The 21486-nt window shown below is 50.6% G+C and carries 12 protein-coding genes; 6 read left to right on the forward strand and 6 right to left on the reverse strand.

Features of this window, described 5'->3' with window-relative positions; all coding sequences use genetic code 11:
- Positions 1–25 precede the first annotated feature (25 nt).
- From GC096_RS18780 to GC096_RS18795, 4 genes are all read right to left on the reverse strand, one after another.
- On the reverse strand, positions 26–949 hold the full coding sequence (locus GC096_RS18780) for an ABC transporter permease (RefSeq protein ID WP_171632303.1): 924 nt from the start codon (positions 947–949) through the stop codon (positions 26–28).
- Entirely contained in the window at positions 933–2000 is a 1068-nt protein-coding gene (locus GC096_RS18785) for an ABC transporter permease (RefSeq protein WP_171632304.1), read from the reverse strand. The genes GC096_RS18780 and GC096_RS18785 overlap by 17 nt, the downstream gene beginning before the upstream one ends.
- Entirely contained in the window at positions 1993–3492 is a 1500-nt protein-coding gene (locus GC096_RS18790; RefSeq protein ID WP_171632306.1) for an ABC transporter ATP-binding protein, read from the reverse strand. Before GC096_RS18790 ends, GC096_RS18785 begins: the two co-directional genes overlap by 8 nt.
- Positions 3493–3586: 94 nt before the next feature.
- Positions 3587–4612: a BMP family lipoprotein gene (locus GC096_RS18795; protein ID WP_171632307.1), complete on the reverse strand. Its 1026-nt coding sequence runs from the start codon at positions 4610–4612 to the stop codon at positions 3587–3589.
- A gap of 403 nt (positions 4613–5015) precedes the next feature.
- On the opposite strand from GC096_RS18795, the gene GC096_RS18800 reads away from it, so the two are divergent.
- Positions 5016–10553 (forward strand): Ig-like domain-containing protein, encoded by a 5538-nt coding sequence (locus GC096_RS18800; protein WP_171632309.1) that lies wholly within the window; start codon positions 5016–5018, stop codon positions 10551–10553.
- 307 nt (positions 10554–10860) lie between these two features.
- On the opposite strand, the gene GC096_RS38760 is transcribed toward GC096_RS18800, so the two are convergent.
- Positions 10861–11091 (reverse strand): hypothetical protein, encoded by a 231-nt coding sequence (locus GC096_RS38760; RefSeq protein ID WP_246302833.1) that lies wholly within the window; start codon positions 11089–11091, stop codon positions 10861–10863.
- An 18-nt stretch (positions 11092–11109) separates the two neighbouring features.
- Positions 11110–11634, reverse strand: coding sequence for an MFS transporter (locus tag GC096_RS38765; protein ID WP_246302834.1), 525 nt, complete (start codon positions 11632–11634; stop codon positions 11110–11112).
- 76 nt (positions 11635–11710) lie between these two features.
- Between GC096_RS38765 and GC096_RS18810 the strand changes: the two genes are divergently transcribed.
- The 5 genes from GC096_RS18810 to GC096_RS18830 all read left to right on the forward strand — a co-directional run bounded on the left by GC096_RS18810 (position 11711) and on the right by GC096_RS18830 (position 21481).
- On the forward strand, positions 11711–11932 hold the full coding sequence (locus tag GC096_RS18810) for a hypothetical protein (RefSeq protein WP_171632311.1): 222 nt from the start codon (positions 11711–11713) through the stop codon (positions 11930–11932).
- Positions 11933–12163: 231 nt separating this feature from the next.
- Entirely contained in the window at positions 12164–17329 is a 5166-nt protein-coding gene (locus GC096_RS18815) for a carbohydrate binding domain-containing protein (protein WP_171632312.1), read from the forward strand.
- Between the two features lie 207 nt (positions 17330–17536).
- Positions 17537–19273 carry a glycoside hydrolase family 3 protein gene (locus GC096_RS18820; protein ID WP_171632314.1) on the forward strand — a complete coding sequence of 579 codons (1737 nt, stop codon included), beginning with the start codon at positions 17537–17539 and terminating at the stop codon, positions 19271–19273.
- A 241-nt stretch (positions 19274–19514) separates the two neighbouring features.
- Complete coding sequence (locus GC096_RS18825) at positions 19515–20591, forward strand: sialidase family protein (RefSeq protein ID WP_171632316.1); 1077 nt, start codon at positions 19515–19517, stop codon at positions 20589–20591.
- A 338-nt stretch (positions 20592–20929) separates the two neighbouring features.
- Entirely contained in the window at positions 20930–21481 is a 552-nt protein-coding gene (locus GC096_RS18830; RefSeq protein ID WP_171632667.1) for an HpcH/HpaI aldolase family protein, read from the forward strand.
- Positions 21482–21486 lie beyond the last annotated feature (5 nt).

Genomic DNA, 21486 nt, shown 5'->3' on the forward strand with positions numbered 1-21486 from the left:
TTACTAAGCATATCTTGCTATTTTCTCAACGTGAACTGCCATTCGCTTTCTGTGCATCCGCCAAGTAGTTGCTTTTACGGAAGAACAGCATCGCAAGTAAGGTCACGATATAAGGCAGCATTTGTGTGAAATGGGTTGGTAATGAGAAACCCTGTAATCGGATACTGAACGCATCCATTAAGCCGAACAATAAGCTGGACGCCATAACGCCAATCGGATTGGCCTGCCCCAGCATGGTTGCAACGAGCGCGATGAAGCCGCGGCCAGCCGTCATGCCTTCGGTGAACATGGTCACTTGTCCGAGAGAGAGCTGCGCACCGGCAAGTCCGCAAAGGACTCCGCAGATAAGCACTGCGATATATTGCATCCGATTGACCTTAATGCCGATGCTCTTGGCGGCAACTGGGTTTTCACCGACAGCAATCATGCGGAAGCCAAGGACGGATTTGAAAAGCAAATACTGAAGGGCGAAGACAAGTACAAAAGCTAGATAGACAAGAGGGGAATGCCCCGAAATAATCCCGCCAAGGACAGGGATGTCTTGAATGAAGGGGATGTCCCACTTCGGCAGTCCGATCATATTTTTATCATAATAAGCGCCTTTTACGTTGAAAATAGCCTTCAAACAAAATGCCGTCAAGCCTAAGGCAAGGAAGTTGAATGAGATCCCGACAACGATGACATTCGCCTGTAAATGGATACTCATATAAGCAAAAATCAACGAAAACAGCATGGTCACGGCTATGGCGATGAGCACAGCTAGGAATACGTTGCCCGTGTAGTAATTTCCAACAATCGCGGAGAAGGCACCGACGAGGACGAACCCTTCCAAACCGACATTAAACAGGCCGACGCGAGAGCAGATGGCTCCGCCTAGTGCTGCAAGAAGAATCGGAGCGACCATGCGAATCATGGAGTTAAATAAAGATACATCAAGAAGATGCTGCATCGCCCTTGCCTCCTTTCCGGCGTTTCCATAGGGTAAAGCTGATTTTAGCTGTTACAAAGAGAATGAGCAACGATTGAATGACACTGGATATCTGCAGCGGAATATCTGTATTGCGTTCAACACCCATGCCTCCGGTTTGCAAGGCAGCTAGCAGAATGGACGCAAGTGCTGTGCCTAATGGATGCGCCCCTGAAAGCAAGGTCGCCATGATGCCTGACCAAGCATAGCCTGGATTCGAAATCATGCCATCGGTATACCGATACTGCATGCCGAGCACCTCAACGGCGCCAGCAAGTCCCGCGAAACCGCCGCTGGCAAACATACTCGTCAGCATGACTTTCCGTCTGTTTACCCCGCCATAGGCTGCAAACAGTGGATTATAGCCCAGCATGCGGACCTCATAACCAGCTACGGTATATTTAATGAATAGAAACAGAAGTATGGCGAGTGCAATGGCAATGATAAAGCCGCCATGGATGCTCATGCCTTGAAACAATTTGGGCAGCCATACACCTTTATCGATCATCATCGTTTGGGCTAGTGCAGCTGAGCCTGAATTATCTTTGAGCGGATACGCCACCAAATATCCTGCGAATAAAGCGGCTATATAGTTAAGCAACAGTGTTGTAATGATCAAATTCATTCGGAATTTAGCATCTAGCCAGCCAGCGAAGACTGACCAAATTCCGCCTGCCAAGATGCCGCTAAGCATCGCGGCGAGCAATTTAAATAACGGAGGCCCAGGCAGGTACAGAGCAACCATGGCGCTGGATAAAGCGCCAAGAATCATTTGGCCCTCTGACCCCATATTGAAAAATCCAGCACGAAACGCGATCGATACACCTAACCCAACAAGAATGAGTGGCGTGGCGCGTGTTAACGTATTTGTGAAATAGAAGAAGTTGCCGAAGGCACCTTTCCACATCTCTGTGTAAGTTTCAACGACGGAACCGCCAATCAGCATAATGGCAATGGCACCGCCGAGCAACCCAATGACGATGGCAATCAGCGGCTGAATCCAAGCGCTTAGGTTGAATAGTCTTTTAAGCATTGGAAGTTCCCCCTGCCATCCATAAGCTGATTTGCTCCTCGGTTGCATCTGACGCGGACAATTCGCCCACGATTCGTCCTTCGTACATAACCAGAATACGATCAGACAACTGCAGGATCTCTGTTAATTCCGAGGAGACTAGCAATATAGCACCTTGTTCGTCCCGTTTACGAAGCAGTTCTTCATGAATCAATTCCATGGCGCCAATATCTACACCACGAGTTGGCTCAGCGGCAATTAAGAAGGGCTGCTTCTGTGCAAGTTCCCTCGCTACGATAAGCTTCTGCAAGTTACCGCCGGATAGAAACTTCACTTTGGCATCTTGCGATCCCGCTTTAATCTGAAATTGCTGGATGAAGCCGCTAATCATGTTGCGGAGTTCTTTGCCTTGTAGGAGGCCAGAGCGGCTTTTGGTTTTATGATGACCCATGGTGCCATTCTCTAACACAGTTCCTTCTTTGGCTGCTCCCCATTGATACCGATCCTCTGGTACATGAGAAAGTCCAATTTCCCTAATTTCACGGACGGAACGTCCTCGAACAGGCTTGCCTAATAATTGAATGTCTCCCTGATCAATCGTCTGAAGGCCAGAGATAGCTTGAATCAATTCCGACTGGCCATTCCCTGAAATGCCAGCAATACCAACGATTTCCCCAGCATTCACCTGTAAATTGACACGATCGAGCACAGGCTTTCCTTTATCTCCAAGAATGGAAACATTTTGAACTTGAAGGACGGTTTGACCGACAGTTAGATCGCGTTTCTTAAGCTGCTTCAAATCTCTGCCAACCATGAGCTTGGAAAGCTCTTCAATGTTCGTGGCATTTGCATCCACGGTACCTGTCATTTTGCCATCGCGAAGCACGGTAACACGGTCAGCAACTTCCATGACTTCATGGAGCTTGTGCGTGATGATGATGAAGCTTTTGCCAAGATTGGCAAGGCTTTTCATAATGACAAGAAGTTCTTTGGCTTCCAGCGGCGTGAGCACACCCGTGGGCTCGTCCAAGATAATGATGTCTGCACCTTGATATAACACCTTCAAGATTTCAACGCGTTGCTGCAAACCTAGTGGGCAATCAGCGACTTTCCTACGCGGATCAATAGGGAGGCGATACTTGGCACACAGTTCTTCGATTTGTGTAATGGCTTTTTTACGGTCAAATGTCAGACCGGCTTTGGGCTCATTACCAATCACGATATTTTCAGCCACAGTAAACGAAGGGAATAGCATAAAGTGCTGGTGCACCATCCCAATACCATGTCGAATGGCATCTGTGGGATTGCTGAAAGTTACTTCGTTGCCGTTCAAAAGAATACTTCCAGCCGAAGGCTGCTCCATGCCGTACAAAATGCGCATTAAGGTGGTCTTGCCAGCGCCGTTTTCTCCGACTAATGCATGAATTTCACCTTGACGCAGCGAGAAATCAACGCTGGAATTCGCTGTTAAATTGCCATAAGTTTTCGTAATTTGACGCATTTGAAGCAGCATAACGGTTTTTCGCTCCTCTACCTAGACATGAGGAAACTGCTTACGTCTCCGTAAACAGTCTCCAAGTCAAACATATATGCGATTAGGATACCAATTATTTTACTGGATTTTCTACTTTTACTTTACCAGAAACGATATCATCACGGATAGCTTTAACCTTCGTTACAACATCTTGTCCAACAAATGGACTTAGTGCTGAAGTTGTTTCTCTCGTAACGAATGTAAGACCAACGCCATCTTCTTTCAAGCCGTAGTCAACAGCGCCGAATTTGAACGTGCCATTTACGAAATCTTTCACAGTTTGGTAAGCAACAGCATCTGTACCTTTCAATTGGGAAAGTACGATATGCTGTGGATCTGTTAACGTACGGTCAATGTCTTGTCCGGACGTATAGAAGCCTTTTTCTTTCGCTGCTTCAAATACACCAAGATCGCCTACTGCGGATGCGCCTGCGATGAAGTCTGCGCCTTGCGAGAATTGTGTTAGTGCCAATTCTTTCGCTTTCGCTGGATCCGTGAAGCTGCCTACATAGTTAACGATGAACTTGGCATTCGGATTCGTTGCTTTCAAGCCCTCTTGGAAACCAACTGTGTATTTCTTAATAAGTGGGATATCAACGGCTGCAACCATACCTACAATGTTTTTCTTCGTAGAAAGACCAGCTGCCGCTCCAAGCAAGTAAGCTGCTTCATGTTCACGGAAAACAACGCTGCGAACATTCGGAAGATCAACAACGGTATCAATAATCGCGAAGGATTTCTTCGGATTCTCAGTTGCTACTTTTTTAAGTGCATCCTCAGCTGTGAAGGAGCTTGTAATAATGAGATCATAATTATCAGCAACGGCTGCGCGCAGGTTTTGCTCGATCGCGCTCGCATCTGCGGATTCTACGGTTTTAACAGTAACACCAAATTCTTTGCTAGCTTTCTTAACACCCTCATCCATTTGTGTGAAGAACGGGTTAACGCCGATTTTCTCAGGCGTAATAAGGATAATTTTCTTATCGGACTTAGCTGCTGGTGCACCGGATGCTGCAGGTGATGCTGTATCTGTCTTTGCTGCCCCACAGCCCGTTAGTAAAACAGTTGCGGCAAGAACGGAAAATATGACTTTTTTCATGATATATCTCTCCCCTAATCTATTTATGTATGAATTAACCAATGACATAATTATATCCTACTAAAAAAGTCGGATATAGTCAAAGGGATTATTTTCCGATTCGACAAAATCATCCAAAATTCTACAAACTCGAAAGCCTAACGGTTATTATACTAAAATGTACGAGCACAATCCATCTCTTTCAATAAAATACCAGTACTAACAGGTGAAAGGCAGAAATCTGAATCATGGATAGTGTAGCTGAACATCGGTTTACTCGCCAAATGAAGAAATGTTTATCACCCTGTAGAACGAGATATAGGCAGGACAAGCGTGAGACATTAGTATAAGTGTAAGCGCTTAAACATGCGCTAAATTTGGAGAAGAGGGTGATTCATTGATGCGTGGAAAAAGGAGAGGGAGCTTGGCATTGCTCATGGTTATGTTAACCAGCTTATTGCTGCCTCCAGGTTTGGGAGCTGTAAGCCCGGCTGTGGGCCAGGCGGAAGAGGTGAACGTGATCCAGAATGGCTCGTTCGAGAATTTGACGCCGACCGTGCAGCCAGGGTGGACGACGAGAACAGCGGATAAATGGGGAATATGGGTGGATACGACGGTTACGACTGTCGCTCCAATCGTGACGGTAGATACGATTTATCATCCCGATGGCTTAAGATCATTGAAGATCAGCTCACCTGCTCCGAACAAAAGCCGACTGACGGTGAACCAAGGCAATATTCCTGTCATACCTAACCAAGAGTATCGGATGTCGGCCAAATTCAAAACACAAGTGTTGACAGGCGATAACAGCACATATGGTGTCAACATTCGTGCTGTGTATTTAAATTCGACAGGGGGAGTCATAAAAACGGACTACATTACACCTGTGAATACACCCGTTCGTGGGAACATCACGGATTTCAAAACCTATACATCGTCCACAATTGCACCGCCAGATGCTGTAACCTCACGAATGGATATTGAGTACAATCGCGTTACCGGCAATGTGTGGATCGACGATGTTCAATTTAAACCATACACCTCTCTCCAAGGTCTTTCTTTCCTTGATACCTCAGGAATGATACAGGTTGGTGGTGTTGTAACAGCGCCGCTCGTACGCACACCTATCAACACATCAGATCTTGTTCAGAAATGGACATCATCGGATCCGAGTGTAGCTACTGTGGATAGTACAGGTGTCATCACAGGGCTGACACCGGGGACTGTGAAGATTTCAGTTTCCTCCCAGGATGATAAGTTCAGTGCTTCCTACACCGTGATTGTTACCCAAGCCAGCTTGCTGAAAAATGGGGGATTTGAAACACTTGCAGCTGGTTCAGGAAACGGCTTCACAGACTGGCAAGCCACGGACTGGACAGCCTCGGCTGCGTACGGCAGCCCGACAGTTACTGTGGATGATGCCGTTTATGGTATGGGCTCTCATGCCTTAAGCATCCGTGCAACGGTCAATAGTAAAGCTTCTGCTGTGCAAAGGAACATTCCCGTTACGGCAGGTGGATGGTATCGACTCAGCGGCAAAATAAAAACCGAAGCCCTTACAGGTACAGGCGCCTCGCTTCGTTTGAATTGGAATGGATCGGGTGGATCCGTGCTGGGGACAGTTTATGGGCCCACGCCATCTGTCAAGGGCACATCTGCGAATTGGCAGAGCTATGAAGGCCTTTTTCAAGCCCCAACGGGGACTCTGAATGCCAGTCTTTATGCGTACTATGAGACGGGAACAGGCAAAGCTTGGTTCGATGATCTGCAGATCATCCCTTGGGTTCCACTTACAGGTCTCACCCCGGATGGCGAATTAACGCGCAGCTTAAGCATCGGGGGAGGCGTGTCCCTGAATGTATACGGGAGCCCCGCGAATGCGACGGATCAGCGTGTCACGTGGTCTTCCTCACGCCCCGACATTGCGGATGTGACTTACGATGGCCGTGTCACTGCGAAAGCACAAGGAAAGGCAGTCGTTACAGCAACCTCTATCGAACGTGGATGGACGAAATCTTATACTATTTATGTTATGGCGATTAGTAATGGTGGATTTGAAACCACCGTACCGATTACAGCCGGCTGGACCAGTGCTAAGCCATTCGGGTGGACGCTTTATTTTGCCTCGACAGATAAGCCTACGGTTTCATTAGATACATCGATAAAGAAGGAAGGTGATAATTCCTTAAAAATTGATGCGAATTTATCGGGTAAAGCAGTCGTGTATACCCCTATCGAGGGGGCCGTTTCAGGCCAAAGCTATAAAGTAAGTGGTTGGTTGAAGCAGCAAAACGGGGGAAGTAATGTCTACTTACGGATACTTTACCTCAAAGCGGATAACTCGCCAGTCCTGCCGTCGCCGAATTTCTTCGATGTGATCCCCTCTACGGGCGTGCAAGACAGTAATGGGTGGACTTACTACGAGAGCATTATTACGGTACCAGATCTTACAGTAAGTGCTCGCGTGGAAGTGGCTTTTGAGCTAGGGAAGGGAACACTCTGGGCGGATGACATTAAGGTTATTCCTTGGGTACCTGTCTCGAGCATCCAACTGGATCAGGGAAATGGTCAATTGGCTATCGGAGAGAGCAAGGTGGTAACCGCAACATTACAACCAAGTGAGGTCACCAATCCGTCACTCAGCTGGACGTCTGATCATGCGAACATCGCCACGGTTGTCGGCAGCAGCACGAATCCTTTGCAAGCCACAGTCACCGGCATGGCTCCAGGCATTGCAACGATTCGTGCCTCAGCAGAGAGTCACAAACCTGGTGAAACGGGACGCTTTGCAACCTATACCGTCATTGTTGGCACAGAAACAGATATCACCGCTTCGGACGATCATGTCAGTGTCAATGAAGATCAGGGAGTATCACGCAGTGTGCTCGCTACCGATGCGGCAGGGGATTCCCTAACCACCACGGTCATACTAAAGCCTTTGCACGGGTCAGCATCGATACGTGAAAATGGCTCATGGATCTATTATCCTGATGCCGAATATAACGGGGAAGATACCTTTACATTGTTGATTGCCGACGGGCATGATCACTTTGAGCTTTCCAAGATCACGTTAACGATCCTCCCCGTACAGGATGTTCCTGTCATGGATAGTGTTCAAACTAGTCTGGGAACCGTACGCGACTCGGCGATCTCAGGTGTTGTCAAGGCGAGGGATAAGGATAACGATGTCTTCACTTTCACTAAAAAGCCCGGTCAAGGACCGCAAAACGGTAATTTTACACTAGACCCTGCTAGTGGGGCATGGACCTACACGCCAAATGTAGGCTATACGGGCTATGATCGTTTTCAAATTGAGGTTAGTGACGGACACGGTGGTGTTGATACCACAACCTTCAGCATATATGCGGGGTTACCTGGTTCTGAGATGATCGCTTCGCTGATCGCCCGTCATCCGGCCACAGGAGCTGCTCACCCGCGGTTATATGCAACAACGGATGACTTTGATCGGATTCGTGGACTTATTCAGACCGATCCAATTATGCAGGAATGGTATGCGAAGGTCAAAGCTCTAGCTGATGATATGCTGGACGATCCGTTACTCACCTATACGATTACCGATCCAACAACCGCAGGCGCTACCGTTCTACCGCTCGCACAAGCACTAATGAAACGTATTCAGCCACTCGCCTTTATGTATCAAATAACGAATGATTCCAGCTATGCTACTGCGGCCATCGCTCAACTGAATTTGATGGCGGATACTCAAGCCTATCCGGATTGGAATGGCGGACTTATTAACTTCCTCAGTATTTCGGAAATGGGGAATGTGGCTTCCATTGGGTATGATTGGCTCTATGACGCCATGACACAGCAGGAGCGGGATAATCTTCGTACGCGCATCGTACAAGAAGTTTTGCTGAAGGCGAAGGATGCTTATAGCAGTAAAGTATGGTGGACGACTTCACCGAGCAACTGGAACTTAGTTGTGAATGGCGGTCTCACAGCTGCCTCGTTGACTATCGGCGATGAAACAGATGCAAGAGCGACTGCTGAAAGTGTTTTGCAAAGTGCACTGACCTCAGTTCAGGTTGGTCTTGGCGTTTTTGCACAGCAGGGGGATTGGCCCGAAGGCACGGGCTATTGGGATTATGCGACAGAATACTTAGCCTATATGATCTCGGCCTTGCGTACAAATCTGGGCACAGATTATGGTTTCTTCCATCAACCTGGCATTGCGGAGACATCGAGTTTCATGGCTAATTTGCACAGCTATAATGGGCCTTTTAATTACTCGGACTCACTGAACACACTCGTGGATACACCACAGCTGCTGTTTTTTGCTGACTTACTGAATTCTCCTGATGTGACTTGGTATCGGAACTTTACGTATAGTAAGAATAAATTGGCTGAACCACTCGATCTGATTTGGTATCGTCCAGGGACCTTCGGAAGTAGTGATCCTGCCTCCTTAGATGCCCTGTACAATCATCGTTTGAAAAACAATATCGCCACGTTTCGTGATTCATGGAAAGACCCGAATGGCAGCTTTGTTGGGATAAAAGGTGGCATAACGGATTACGCGATTACCAACTCGACACATGCCGATTTGGATATTGGAACGTTCGTGATGGATGCCCTTGGCGTCCGATGGGCAGTTGATCTCGGCAAGGATAATTATGGCTTATATAACTATTCCTATGTGTATCTAGATAAAAACCCGAACAGATGGGATTATTACCGCACGCGGGCTGAAGGATCTAATACACTCGTTATTAATCTTGATGAGGGTCCTGATCAGGCAATCGACGCCAAAGCGCCAATCATCGCTTACGATTCAAAGCCAGCAGGCGGTTATGCGGTTGTGGATATGACGTCAGCCTACAAGAAGGATGTCGTATTTGCTAAGCGCGGTATGATGCTAGGCCAGGATCGCGGCTCTTTCCTTGTACAGGATGAGGTGCAACTGAAGGCTCCTTCTAATCTCTATTGGTTCATGCATACCGAAGCCGAGATTACGTTGTTAGATGCGGGTAAATCAGCTATTTTGAAGCAAAATGGGAAACGATTATACGCTCAAATTGTATCCCCAGGCACAGGAAGCTTCGAAGTCATGGAAGCGAAAACGTTACAGACGAATAAGCCGGCAGGTGAAGCTGTCAATAGTGGGCAGAAAAAGTTAACGATTCATTTCCCAGTGGCCAATGATTTCGTGACCATCGCAGTACGCTTCACGCCACTACTGTCATCGGAAGATTTGCCTACGGACACACCGATCGTGACACCGTTGCAGTCGTGGAGCATTGACTCTGCACCATCAGCGCTGCTGTCCGAGCTGAAGCTGAATGGTGTACCCTTGGCGAACTTCGAGCCATTGAAGAAAAAGTATGCCGTAGAGCTTCCGTTCACCGTTCAAGGCACGCCGGTCGTCACGGCCGTGAGTGCGGATCCGAATGACACAGTTACGATTACACAAGCAACAGAAATACCAGGCATGGTTATTGTTGAAGTGACCGATGACCAGGGGATATCTAGATCAAGTAAGTATCTAATCGATTTAGCTCGTGGCGTCTATTCAGGGATTTTAGAGGATTTCCCCGTACTGCCTACCACCTATGTTGCAGATAGTGGACCACAAGGTAATGCATGGCCAGGGACGAATGCCATAGACAACAATCCGAATACGTACTGGTCCGTAAGCGGGCCGAATACGATTGATTTCGATCTTGGCTCTGAGACGAAAGCGACGTATGCCGGGATTTCCTGGGTACGCGGGAATGAACGCCGATTTAATTTCAATATATTATCATCGTTGGATGGGGTGAACTGGACTCAGATCTATCAGGGTCCGAGTTCTGGAAAAGTAACTGGAACATATGAAATATATGATATTCCAGACACAACAGCGCGGTATCTTCGCATAGCTGTGAATGGCAATAACAATAGCGCTGTTAGCTCCGTAACAGAAGTGATGGTTTACGGGGAGCAACCGCCTGTGGAATAGTAGCGGTTCATGTGATGAAGTAATAGGAAGAACCTTCGCTGCCCAGTAGGGTGGCGAAGGTTTTTTTGTGTCTACGCATGCCAGACAATTAAGCTTCCATCTTGAGATTAAGGGTAGCTACCAAATAACAGGAAAACATACAGGTAATTCAGTGCAAATCTTCGATTTTGAAGAAGTAAATGGAAAACATGCAGTTATTTCCATTCGATAACCTCAGAAACAGCAAAAACTCAAAAATTACCTACCTATTTTCCAGTTATTCTTCTAAATCCAGCTGAAATCGCAACAATAACGGGATGTTTTCCAGTTATTGTTGCGTGTGGTCGTTACTCTCTATCGTTCCTTCCTGCATTCGAAGCGTCATCCAGGCACTCCCTCCGTAAATGAACGCACTCACGTAAAACAACACATCAATTGTAAGCCAATCAATAATATAACCGCCAATAAGAACAGCAAATCCAGATGCTACGGATGTCCAAAAGTGGTAATTCCCAAGCGTACCGCCGCGGTTCCCGGGCCTAGTCCCATCAGCTAGCAATCCTCGCTCGCTCATTTTCTACATGGAATTGCATACACCCATGAAAGCTTTGAGAAGCAAGACGAAGCCGTAAGAAGGAATCCAAGGGAAGATGAGAATCGTTGCCATCATGCCTAGTGAGCTGCTTGCCATGAGCTTTTTTGACGAGCGATCTACGAGCTTCCCCAGCCAAATGGCGGATGCTGCCGAGCTTATTGTGAAAATGGCAAAAGCGAGGCCATGTGCGGAATACGTACTGCCGAGATTTTTCAGAAACAACAAGTAGTAGGGATATATTATAGCACGGCATTGTTCAAATACAATTGCCGCAACCCCCAAATACGGCACAGCCTGCGCCACATCGAACCGAATGCACAAAATCGAACCCGGTTTCAAACCGGATTCGATTTTTGCGTCCTTCCCCCCAAAGCCCGGCAGCCTTATCGTAAAACGTGCTAGGCATGATGGGACGAACGCCGGCCGAGCCTGCTCGGAACGGCGGACGTCGCATACGATGGGAGGCTTAGGAGTGAAGGTCAACTGGCTCAATCTGATGAAACGCAACGGCGCATTGCTGATACTCGCGCTGCAGATGAAATCACGACTTTAAATTCCTTGCGCCCATTAAAATCAAAAAACAATGGAAACGGGGGGATTCGGAGCTTTCCGTCAAGCCGTTTACGAAAGCGGTGGCTGTTGGCCAGCTCTACTCGACGCTGAAAGCGATCTGCAAATCGTTGGAAAATCCGGAGCGGGCGCTTATGTTGCTCGAGCTGATGAATACGGACAAAGAGCTGTACAACGTGATGAAGTTCGGCCTGGAAAATTAGTACTACAAGAAGGCTGGAGCGAACCGGATTGAAAAAATGCCGGACACGTACCAGTTCGACGGCTGGCAGCTTGACAACAAGTTTAACGCCTATTTGCTGCCCGGTCAGCCGTTCGTGCGGTTTAACCGCTGAGCCGACGGCTTTGCGCTGAATAAAGGCGGATGCGGGAGGAGGGGAGTTAACGTTCGATTCCCCGGAAGTCGGAAGATAGCAGACGGTAAGGAACGAAAATTCGATCGGTATCTTAAAGGAGGTTATCTACCATGCTACGTAAAGTACTCGCTTCGCTGTGCGCCGTTGCCATAACAATCGCTTCGATCGGCTGGGCGCCTGCGCCTGCGGCGGCAACCGCCCGCACGATCGTGCTGAACGACGATCTGCACGACCAGTCCAAATTATATAAGACGAGCAAGGCCGTCGAGACGGTTACGGCATCCGATGCAGAAGTGCCGCAGTACGCGGGCGACCGCAAGCTGCTGAAGCGGACCGAAACCGGAACGACTTACGTGTACTACAAAGTAAATGGCAAACTGAAGTCGGTATCCGTAGATATGTATTTCCGCACCGGGCTGTATGTTCCCGTGGAGTTTTATGTGAGCAGCGACGACAGCACATACGTATGGGCGCAAAAATACGATCCGCCGCTGGAGGACACGGCGAATGGCTGGAAGAAAAAGTCGTACACGCTGAACACGACATATTTGAACCAATTGAACGCCAGCTATTTGCGCATCCCGATCCCGCAAAACAACAGCAATGTGACGTACGAGCCGCTTCTCGGCAACGTGACGATTACGTATGATACGTCGGCGGGTTATCTTCACGACGATGCTTCGCTGCAGCAGCTGGCAATCGGCTCGCAGGCGCTGCCGGGCTTCGATCCAGCGGCTACGTCATACGAGCTGGCGCTGCCCGCCGGCACGGAAATCGGCGCAGCGACGCAAGTATACGCAACGGCAACCGATGCCGGATACGCAACCGTGAGCGTGACGCAGGCAGTCTACCTCCCCGGATACGCAACCGTGATGGTAACGGCGGAGGACGGGACGACGACCCGCACGTACAGCGTTCACCTGACGAAGCTTCCGCCGAGCGGGGACGCCACACTCAGCGCGCTGACAGTCGGTGGTAGCGGTGTTGACGGTTTCGCTCCCGGACAGACCGAATACGGTCTAATGTTCCCCCACGGCACGCAGGCGGGAGTAGCGACGGCAGTGTATGCAACCGCTTCAGATTTGCATGCCGGCGTCGTTATCGGACAGGTGTCGGCATTGCCCGGAACGGCGACGGTGCGCGTAACTGCGGAGGATGGGACAACGGTCCGCGAGTACCTCGTTCACATGGTCGCCTCCTCGGGAGTGCCGGGCATGAACAACACGTATTACGTGTCCAAGTCCGGCAGCGACATGCTAGGCGACGGCTCGGTCAGCAGCCCGTGGCGGACGATCCAACAGGCCGCCGATGCGGTGGTTGCCGGCGATACGGTGCTTATCCGCGAGGGAACTTACCATGAGCAGGTCGTCGTAAACAGCTCTGGTACCGAGGAGCATCCGATCTTGTTCGCCTCGTATCCCGGCGAAACGGTGACCGTCAGCGGTGCAGATCCGATTGTCGGCTGGCAGGCCGATGCGGGATCGGTCTATAAGGCGGACATGAGCTGGAATTTGCAAGCGGGCAACCAGTTGTTTTTCAGTGGCGAAGCGATTGCCGAAGCTAGATGGCCTAACGCACAGCCGAATGCCGACTTGCTCCATCCGGACTGGGCGACGGCGGACGCGGGTACGGCGACGACGATCAAGGACAGCGCACTGACCGAGCCCGACGGATATTGGAACGGTGCCAAGCTGATGGTGAAGAGCGGAGACGGCTGGGTGCTGCAATCGTCAACGGTGACCGACTACAAGCAGGCGACGGGCTTGACTTTTGCCCCACTGTACTACAACGAATCGACGTTCTACACGCCGAGAGCCGGTAACCTGTACTACTTGTACGGAACGCGGAAGGCGCTCGACGCAGATAAGGAATGGTACTACGACAGTGTTACATCGACGGTTTATATGATGGCTTCCGGCTTCATCCCGGACGATAGCATGGTCGAAGCGAAAGTGCGGGATTACTCGTTTGTGCTGCGTGGCCGCAGCAACATCGCGATTACCGGCATTCGTACGTATGCCGCCGGGCTCGACCTGAAGGACGCAAGCAGCGTCAAGCTGGACGGCATGAGCATAAAATATTTGTCCTCACCCCTTACGCTATCTGGCAATGACAACGAGATCTCGAACAGCACGATCGCTTATGCCCCGGGAAGTGTGATCGAGGTTACCGGCGAGGGTAACCGGATCGTCAACAACGACATAAGCGACGGCAATTATCTGGGCACGTGGCAAGGAGCCGTGCGTATGGGCGGCAACCATAATCTGCTCAGCTATAACACAATTCACGACGCAGGCAGAGCATGCGTCGAAATCACTGGCAAAGCGAATATCATCGAGTTTAACGATATTTATAATGGCGGGCTGCTGACCAACGACACAGGGCTTCTATACGGTGGATTTATCGATGCCGACAATACGGAAATCCGCTATAACTGGATTCACGACAACCGGGCGGAGATACTGGCCGAGGGCATCTATCCCGACAACAGCAGCTTCAATTATATCATTCATCACAATGTGGTGTGGAATGCCGGCGCTGCGCTGCGGCTGAATACGCCGAACAATTACATGCTCGTTTATAACAACACGCTCATCGGCAGCACCGGCATGTACGGCTTTATTTATCGCGAGGATATGTACGGAGGGCAGTTCGTCAACAACATCCTTACCGGCGCGTACAATTTCAGCGCAGATGCGGTACGCGAGAACAATATCGAAGGAAGTGTCGATCCCTTGTTCGTCGATCGCACCAGCCACGATTTCCGGCTGCAAGCTGGCTCGCCTGCCCGCGATACGGGCATCGCGCTTCCCGGTATCACCGACGGTTTCGCAGGCACGGCTCCCGATATCGGTGCTTACGAATACGGCGCCGAGTGGGTACCGGGGCACAACTTTGCCGATCCGCCGGCATCCTTATACGCGCCTTCCGACGCCGACTATCGAAACCGGGTGCAGAAAGGCGGCTTCGAATCGGTTGCGACGCTGGAGTCGCCATGGATCAAAACCGGTGCGCAGAAAGCGTCGATCGTATTCGAGTACGCAACGAAGGCGGACAAAAAATCACGCGGCGGGAACCAGTCGGTACAACTCGGCACCACGCCAGCGATGACGTATGCACCAGTGGCAGTGGAGGCGCTCGAGGCAAGCATTATTGCGGCGCAAACGGTGGAGAGCAGCACGTATGCGGCGCCTGCCGACATCACAGCGGCGATCGTGGGGATGAACGACGCTCGCTCGGAGCTGGAGAAGACGGCGCCCGACCTGCTGGCCAACTCCGGCTTCGAGAGCGGACTGACCATCTGGTCGTCGATCGCGGCGAAGACAGAGGCATCGAGCACACAAGCGTACGGCGGCAGCCAGTCGCTGCGCAGCTTCGAGCGCACCGCCTTCTGGGCGGGACCGTACATCAACCTGCCGCTAGTGAACGGCCATACTTACAATGTGTCGGCGCGGGTCAAGCTGGGCGCGGGAACGAATGTCGTGCATTTCGTCTCCATGCCTAACGGTGTCAATACGCCCCGCGAAATGGCGAACGGGAGCATCACAAGCACGGCTTGGACGCAAATTAGCGGTCGGTATACGATGAATGAAGCGCCGGACTTTGCCTACGGGCGCATCAGTTTCTACACTCAGACGTCACTCGCCGATCTTTATCTCGACGACGTCGTGATCGTCGACGTCACCGATTTGATTGCCGTCATTGCCGAAGCGAACGCGCGGCTTGGTTCGTTCGCCGGGCAGGTGCAGACGAACGTGGCGCAGGCGATTACGGATGCGCAGAACGTGCTAGCGAACCGTGAATCCAACGAAGAAACGGTTGCCGAAGCGATTCGACTGGTGAGCAATGCGCTCGCCGACGAGAGCACGGCGACGAAGCAAACGCTGCAGCAGGCGATCGAGGCAATGCAGGGAACGGTGGGCCGCGCGGTGAGCGCGGAGGACGGCATTGAGCAGACGATCGGCGGGCTCAAGCCGAATACCGTCTACCGACTATCGGGCTGGGCCCGAACGCCAGGCACGGGCGATACGGCCGAGCTGGGCGTGCGCGATTACGGCGGCAGCGCAGCATCGGTTTCATTCGACGGTGCAACCGTGTGGACGCGGAAGTCGCTCGATTTTACAACCGGTCCGGAGACGGTTTCGGCGGTCGTCTATTTCGACAAGCCACGAGGTGCGAAAGGCATTTACGTAGACGATGTCGCCGTAGCGGAACTATGGCCACTTGCGCCTGCGGCCAATAAGATCGGGTTGATCGTCAATTCCGGCATTGAATCAGGAGATGTGCGGCCGTGGTTTTCGTTCGGTGCCGACATCGCCGCTTCGACGTCGCTCCGGCACACCGGCGCTTATGCGCTGCGAGCGGAGAACCGCCAGTCGCCGGATAGCGGCGTGCGCCAGTATATCGCCGCCGGCAACGGCAAAACGTATGACGTCTCGGCGTGGGTGCGTCTCGGCAGCGGCACGGATACCGCTCAATTGTCGATTGGAACAACCGTCAATGCAAGCGTCTATGGCGCCGTATCCGACCGAGTCGTGGCCACTGCGGCCGTCAGCAATACAGGCTGGACGGAGTTGACCGGGCAGGTAACGTTCAGTGAACTGTCCGCACTGTTGTCGGCGTCACTTCTGATTAACACGGAGTCGGCTGATGCGGATTTGTATGTGGACGACGTCGTCGTGAAGGAGCATCCGCTGCCTACCAGTCCGGGCACCGGGGACAGCGACACTGACCTGAACACCGCCCTTGGCGATACTGACGGCTGGGTGTTTAGCAAAGGCGGCGGAGCAGCGCAATTCGGTTCCGGCAGCCTCACGCTGACGGACGGCAATGCACGCTTCACGGGGCAAACGTATCGCGATGCGACGCTGTCCGTGAATATGCGGGTGAACGGTACGGTCGGAAGTTGGCCGATCATCAATATCCGCAACAAGGGGATCGAGGGATACAACAGCGGCTACGTATTCGTATTGAAGATGAGCGAAATCGAGCTGCAAAAATACGAGGACGGCAAAACGACGATGATTCTGTTCGGCGACCAGTACGATCACGGAACAGCCGGTCCGTCGGTGCCGAACGCTTACTTTGAGTATGGTGCCGACAATTTGCTTGAGGTCGGTTCGACGAATACGGACGACGGCGTCAGGGTGACGTTGACGATCAACGGACACCCCGTCATCGATTATGAAGACACGACCGATGCCATTCGTACGGCCGGCTACTTCAGCATCAACACCGGCACGGCCCAAAGCATCCGGCTGAGCGAAGTCGAGTAGTTGGCGGGAGCGGAAGGCTAACTTCCGGGAATGGGAATGTAACGGTTCGCGCAAGCGGCGTCTGAACGCCGCTTGCAGGCGTTTGAAAGGCAGTATCGATATTGAACTAATGGCATGCTCGAATAGACGAACACAACAAGAACACATCAAGAACACAACAAGAACACAACAAGAACACAACAAGTATTCATCGATAGGAGGTTAACCATGCATCACGACAGACCTAGCGGATTGGCCGAACGGATCGAAAGGAAGCTCGCGGTGATGAGCCTGCGCGAGAAGATCGGACAGATGATCGTTCAGCATGTGGAACATGCGTTCGAAGACGGCTTGCGCGAAGGGGTGACGCCAGAGCAGGTGGAAGCGTTTCTGCACCGGTATCCAGTCGGCGGCCTGTTTATTGGCGGTGAGGTCATCCGGCAATCTTACGGTACGCATGAATCCTACGGGGATCTCGTCCGACTCTTTCAACAGCGGAGCAGCATTCCTCTGCTCGTGGCCGGCGATATGGAGAGCGGTGCCGGAGCGGCAGTTGCCTCGTTGACCCAGTTGCCGTCAATGATGGCAGTCGGCGCGTGCGCCGACCGTGAGCTTGCTTACCAAGTTGGCAAATATACCGCACTGGAAGGGCGATTAGCAGGGTTCAACTGGAATTTCGCTCCCGTAGCCGATCTTGCGCTGAACGGTGTCAATGCGATCGTCGGCATCCGAGCGGCAGGTGATGAGCCCGCGCATGTCTGTCCGATAGTGGCGGCTGTCATCGCCGGAATGCAGGAACACGGCATGGCGGCAAGTGCAAAGCATTTTCCCGGCGACGGCGTGGATATGATCGACCAGCATGTAGGCACATCGGTGAATTCGTTGTCCAGAGAGGCGTGGTGGGAGCAATTCGGTGTGGTGTATCAAACTGCAATCGACGAGGGCGTGCACACAATCATGCTTGGCCATATCGCCCTGCCGTGGATCGAGCCGTTCGACCGTATCCGCGGAAGGCACCGCCCCGCCACCGTGTCGAGAACGATCATTACCGATCTCCTGCGCGGTCAGCTTGGATTTACGGGTGCGATCGTCTCCGACGCGTTAAATATGGGCGGGTTTACCGGATGGGGGCGCTATGACGCCCGTTTGATCGAATGCGTCAATAGCGGCGTCGATCTCATGTTGTGGCCGGGGCCGGCCTATATCGATACGATCGAAAAAGCGGTGCAGGATGGTGTGGTGGCGGAAACGACGATCGATGAGAGCGTTAGGCGTATTTTGCAGCTGAAAAGCAAGCTTGGCCTGCTTGACGAAACGGGTTATCGGTCGGAGCGACGCAACGAGGCAGAGGAGCAACTGGCGGAGTCGGTCATCGCAAAAGCCCGGCAGATCGGCGCCGAAGTGGCAAGACGCAGCGTCACTCTCGTCCGCAACCGAAAGAGCATCGTTCCCTTCAAACGCGAAACGACCAAGAAGATGCTCGTCGTTAAGGTCCGGACATCCGTTGCTCATCCGATCAATGCGGAAATGGATGAAGTCATCGCACTGCTTCGCGCAAGGGGAATAGATGTTACCGTCGTCGAACGATTCGATTCGTGGGACTGTCTGAGCGGAATTACCGATAAAGAAGCGGCCGGCGAGCGCTGGGATGCGTGTATTGTGCTGGCCTGCCTGCGTTCGTCCCAATTCCCATATGCCGTAAGGCCGGAGGGAGAAAGCGCGCGGGCGCTATGGGCGATTCAAAATGCGGACACCGTCGAACCGGTATTCGTGTCGGTGACGACGCCGTTCCTGCTGCACGACGTTCCGTATGCCGACACGGCCATCGACTGTTATTCCCTGGAGACGTTCACGTGCGATATGCTGGTCAAGTCACTTTTCGGCGAAATCGCATTCAACCTGCATGCGCCGGTGCGAAGCTCCGAATGGAGCGTCGAGACGCCAACTGGATGGAACGAAGAGTAAGCGAGCCCAAGTGGCTAAAACCAAGCTTATCTTACGCGCTATACCCAGGCTGCAAATGGATGAAAAAAGCACAGTCGTACTGCAGGATCACAATGCCCGGAATGTACGGGTAAAGAATTCATACGCCAAATAGTTACGGAGAGCGCTCCTGTCTGCTTAGGATAATTGGGAATGCCAGGCAGATGAGCCGAGCTGCTCATCTGCGTTTATAAATTAATAGTAGAGGAGAACGATGAACTTAATGGAAACGAAAGATTTGGCACTCGTACCTGCCGAGGTTCGGGCTGTTGACCCTAATACGAAGGAACTGCGATTATGGCAAGGGATTCCTGGAATTGAACGTGCTCTAAACGGTCGTCTATGGGCAACCTTCTATTCAGGTGGAAAAGATGAGGGGGCAGAGAACTTTATTGTTCTAATCACAAGCGACGATGATGGAGCAACCTGGTCTGATCCCTTGTATGAAGTCTCTCCGCCAGGTGAGATTCGTGCTTATGATCCTTGTTTATGGCATGATCCGATGGGGCGATTGTGGCTATTCTGGGCACAAAGCGATAAATGGTACGATGGGCGCTGCGGCGTATGGGCTTCTATGTGTGAGAATTCCCAAATTTCCAATCCAATTTGGTCTAAACCACAGAGGATTGCAAATGGGATTATGATGAACAAGCCTACGGTCCTCAGTAATGGCGAATGGTTGCTGCCGGCAACTGTGTGGTCGTCCAGGACTTCATCTGAACACGATCTAGCCAATGAAAGATTTTCAAATGTATATGTATCAGCGGATCAGGGAGAAACTTTCTATTTAAGAGGCTCAGCAGATGTGCCGAATCGAAGTATTGATGAGCATATGATCATTGAACGTAAGGACGGAAGCTTATGGATGCTTGTCCGGACCAGCTATGGGATCGGGGAAAGCTTCTCTTATGACAATGGAAGAAATTGGACCACGGGGAAAACCTCTTGGCTTGGAGGCCCGGATTCCCGCTTCTTTATTCGAAGATTGCTTTCAGGAAATCTCTTATTAATCAATCATCACGAATATGCAAACAGAAGCCATTTGACCGCCATGATTTCTAAGGATGATGGAAAGTCGTGGCATGGCTTTTTGTTGCTCGATGAACGCAGTGATGTATCGTATCCGGACGGCGTGCAAGCAGCGGATGGAACGATCTATATCATTTATGACCGTGAGCGGTTTAAAGCAAAAGAAATATTGATGGCTCGTTTTCAGGAATCGGATGTAATGCAAGGTGAGTGTATGGCATCGGGCTCAAAACTGAAGCTGCTGGTGAACCAAGCAATCAGCCTATCATGACCAGTTTTTTCCTTATATTATACATCATCTTATTTTTAAGGCTGTAGCTATAAAAAAATACTTATATAGCATTTCCAAGAATTTCTCTTGATGCCAATTCGGATTTCGCCGTCAAGTAAGTTGTGTACACCATGGTGTATAGGCTATTAGAAGCTTTCGAGATGCTTCCGAGTTGTGCAATTGTCATAAATATTTTAAGTAGTTCCAAACACTTTACTTCTTAATACAACCAAACAGATGTTAATTGAAAGGATGTCAATATGAACAGCAAGGATGCAATACTGAAGGAGAACAAGCAGCTGATGGGTACTTTGCTTTCCGAACTTTAAAGTCCTAATATTCCCGTATTATTTAAATCCTGTGGTTTTGATTATTTCATTGTTGATTGTGAGCATGGTTATTATGATTATGGAGCAGTAGCTACACTTGCCGTTGTTTCCAAGAAATCTGGAATTCAAATGTTTGTAAGGATACCTTCAATTTCAAGAGAATGCATTTTAAAATACATGGATATGGGAGTCGTTGGGCTACTTGTCCCGATGGTATCTACTTCAGAGGAGATTAAGCGAGTGGTTGAATACTCGAAATATGAGCCGTTGGGTAAACGGGGCATCTCAACAAAAAGGGCTCACAATGACTATTTGTGCAAGGATATGAAAGTATATATGGATACAGCTAATGAAGAGACGATGATATTTGCACAAATTGAAACTAGAGAAGGATTGCGAAATATAAAGCGGATCGCAGAAACGAAGAGCTTGGATGGATTGATCGTGGGACCGAATGAGCTTAGCTCTGATTTAGGAATTCCGATGCAATATAAGAATGAGCTATTCAAGGATGCGGTAGATCTGCCGAAATCGGCTTACGAGAATTGCGTTCATGATTGAAAAGA

The sequence above is a fragment of the Paenibacillus plantarum genome, assembly GCF_013141695.1.
Classification (GTDB): Bacteria; Bacillota; Bacilli; order Paenibacillales; family NBRC-103111; genus Paenibacillus_E; species Paenibacillus_E plantarum.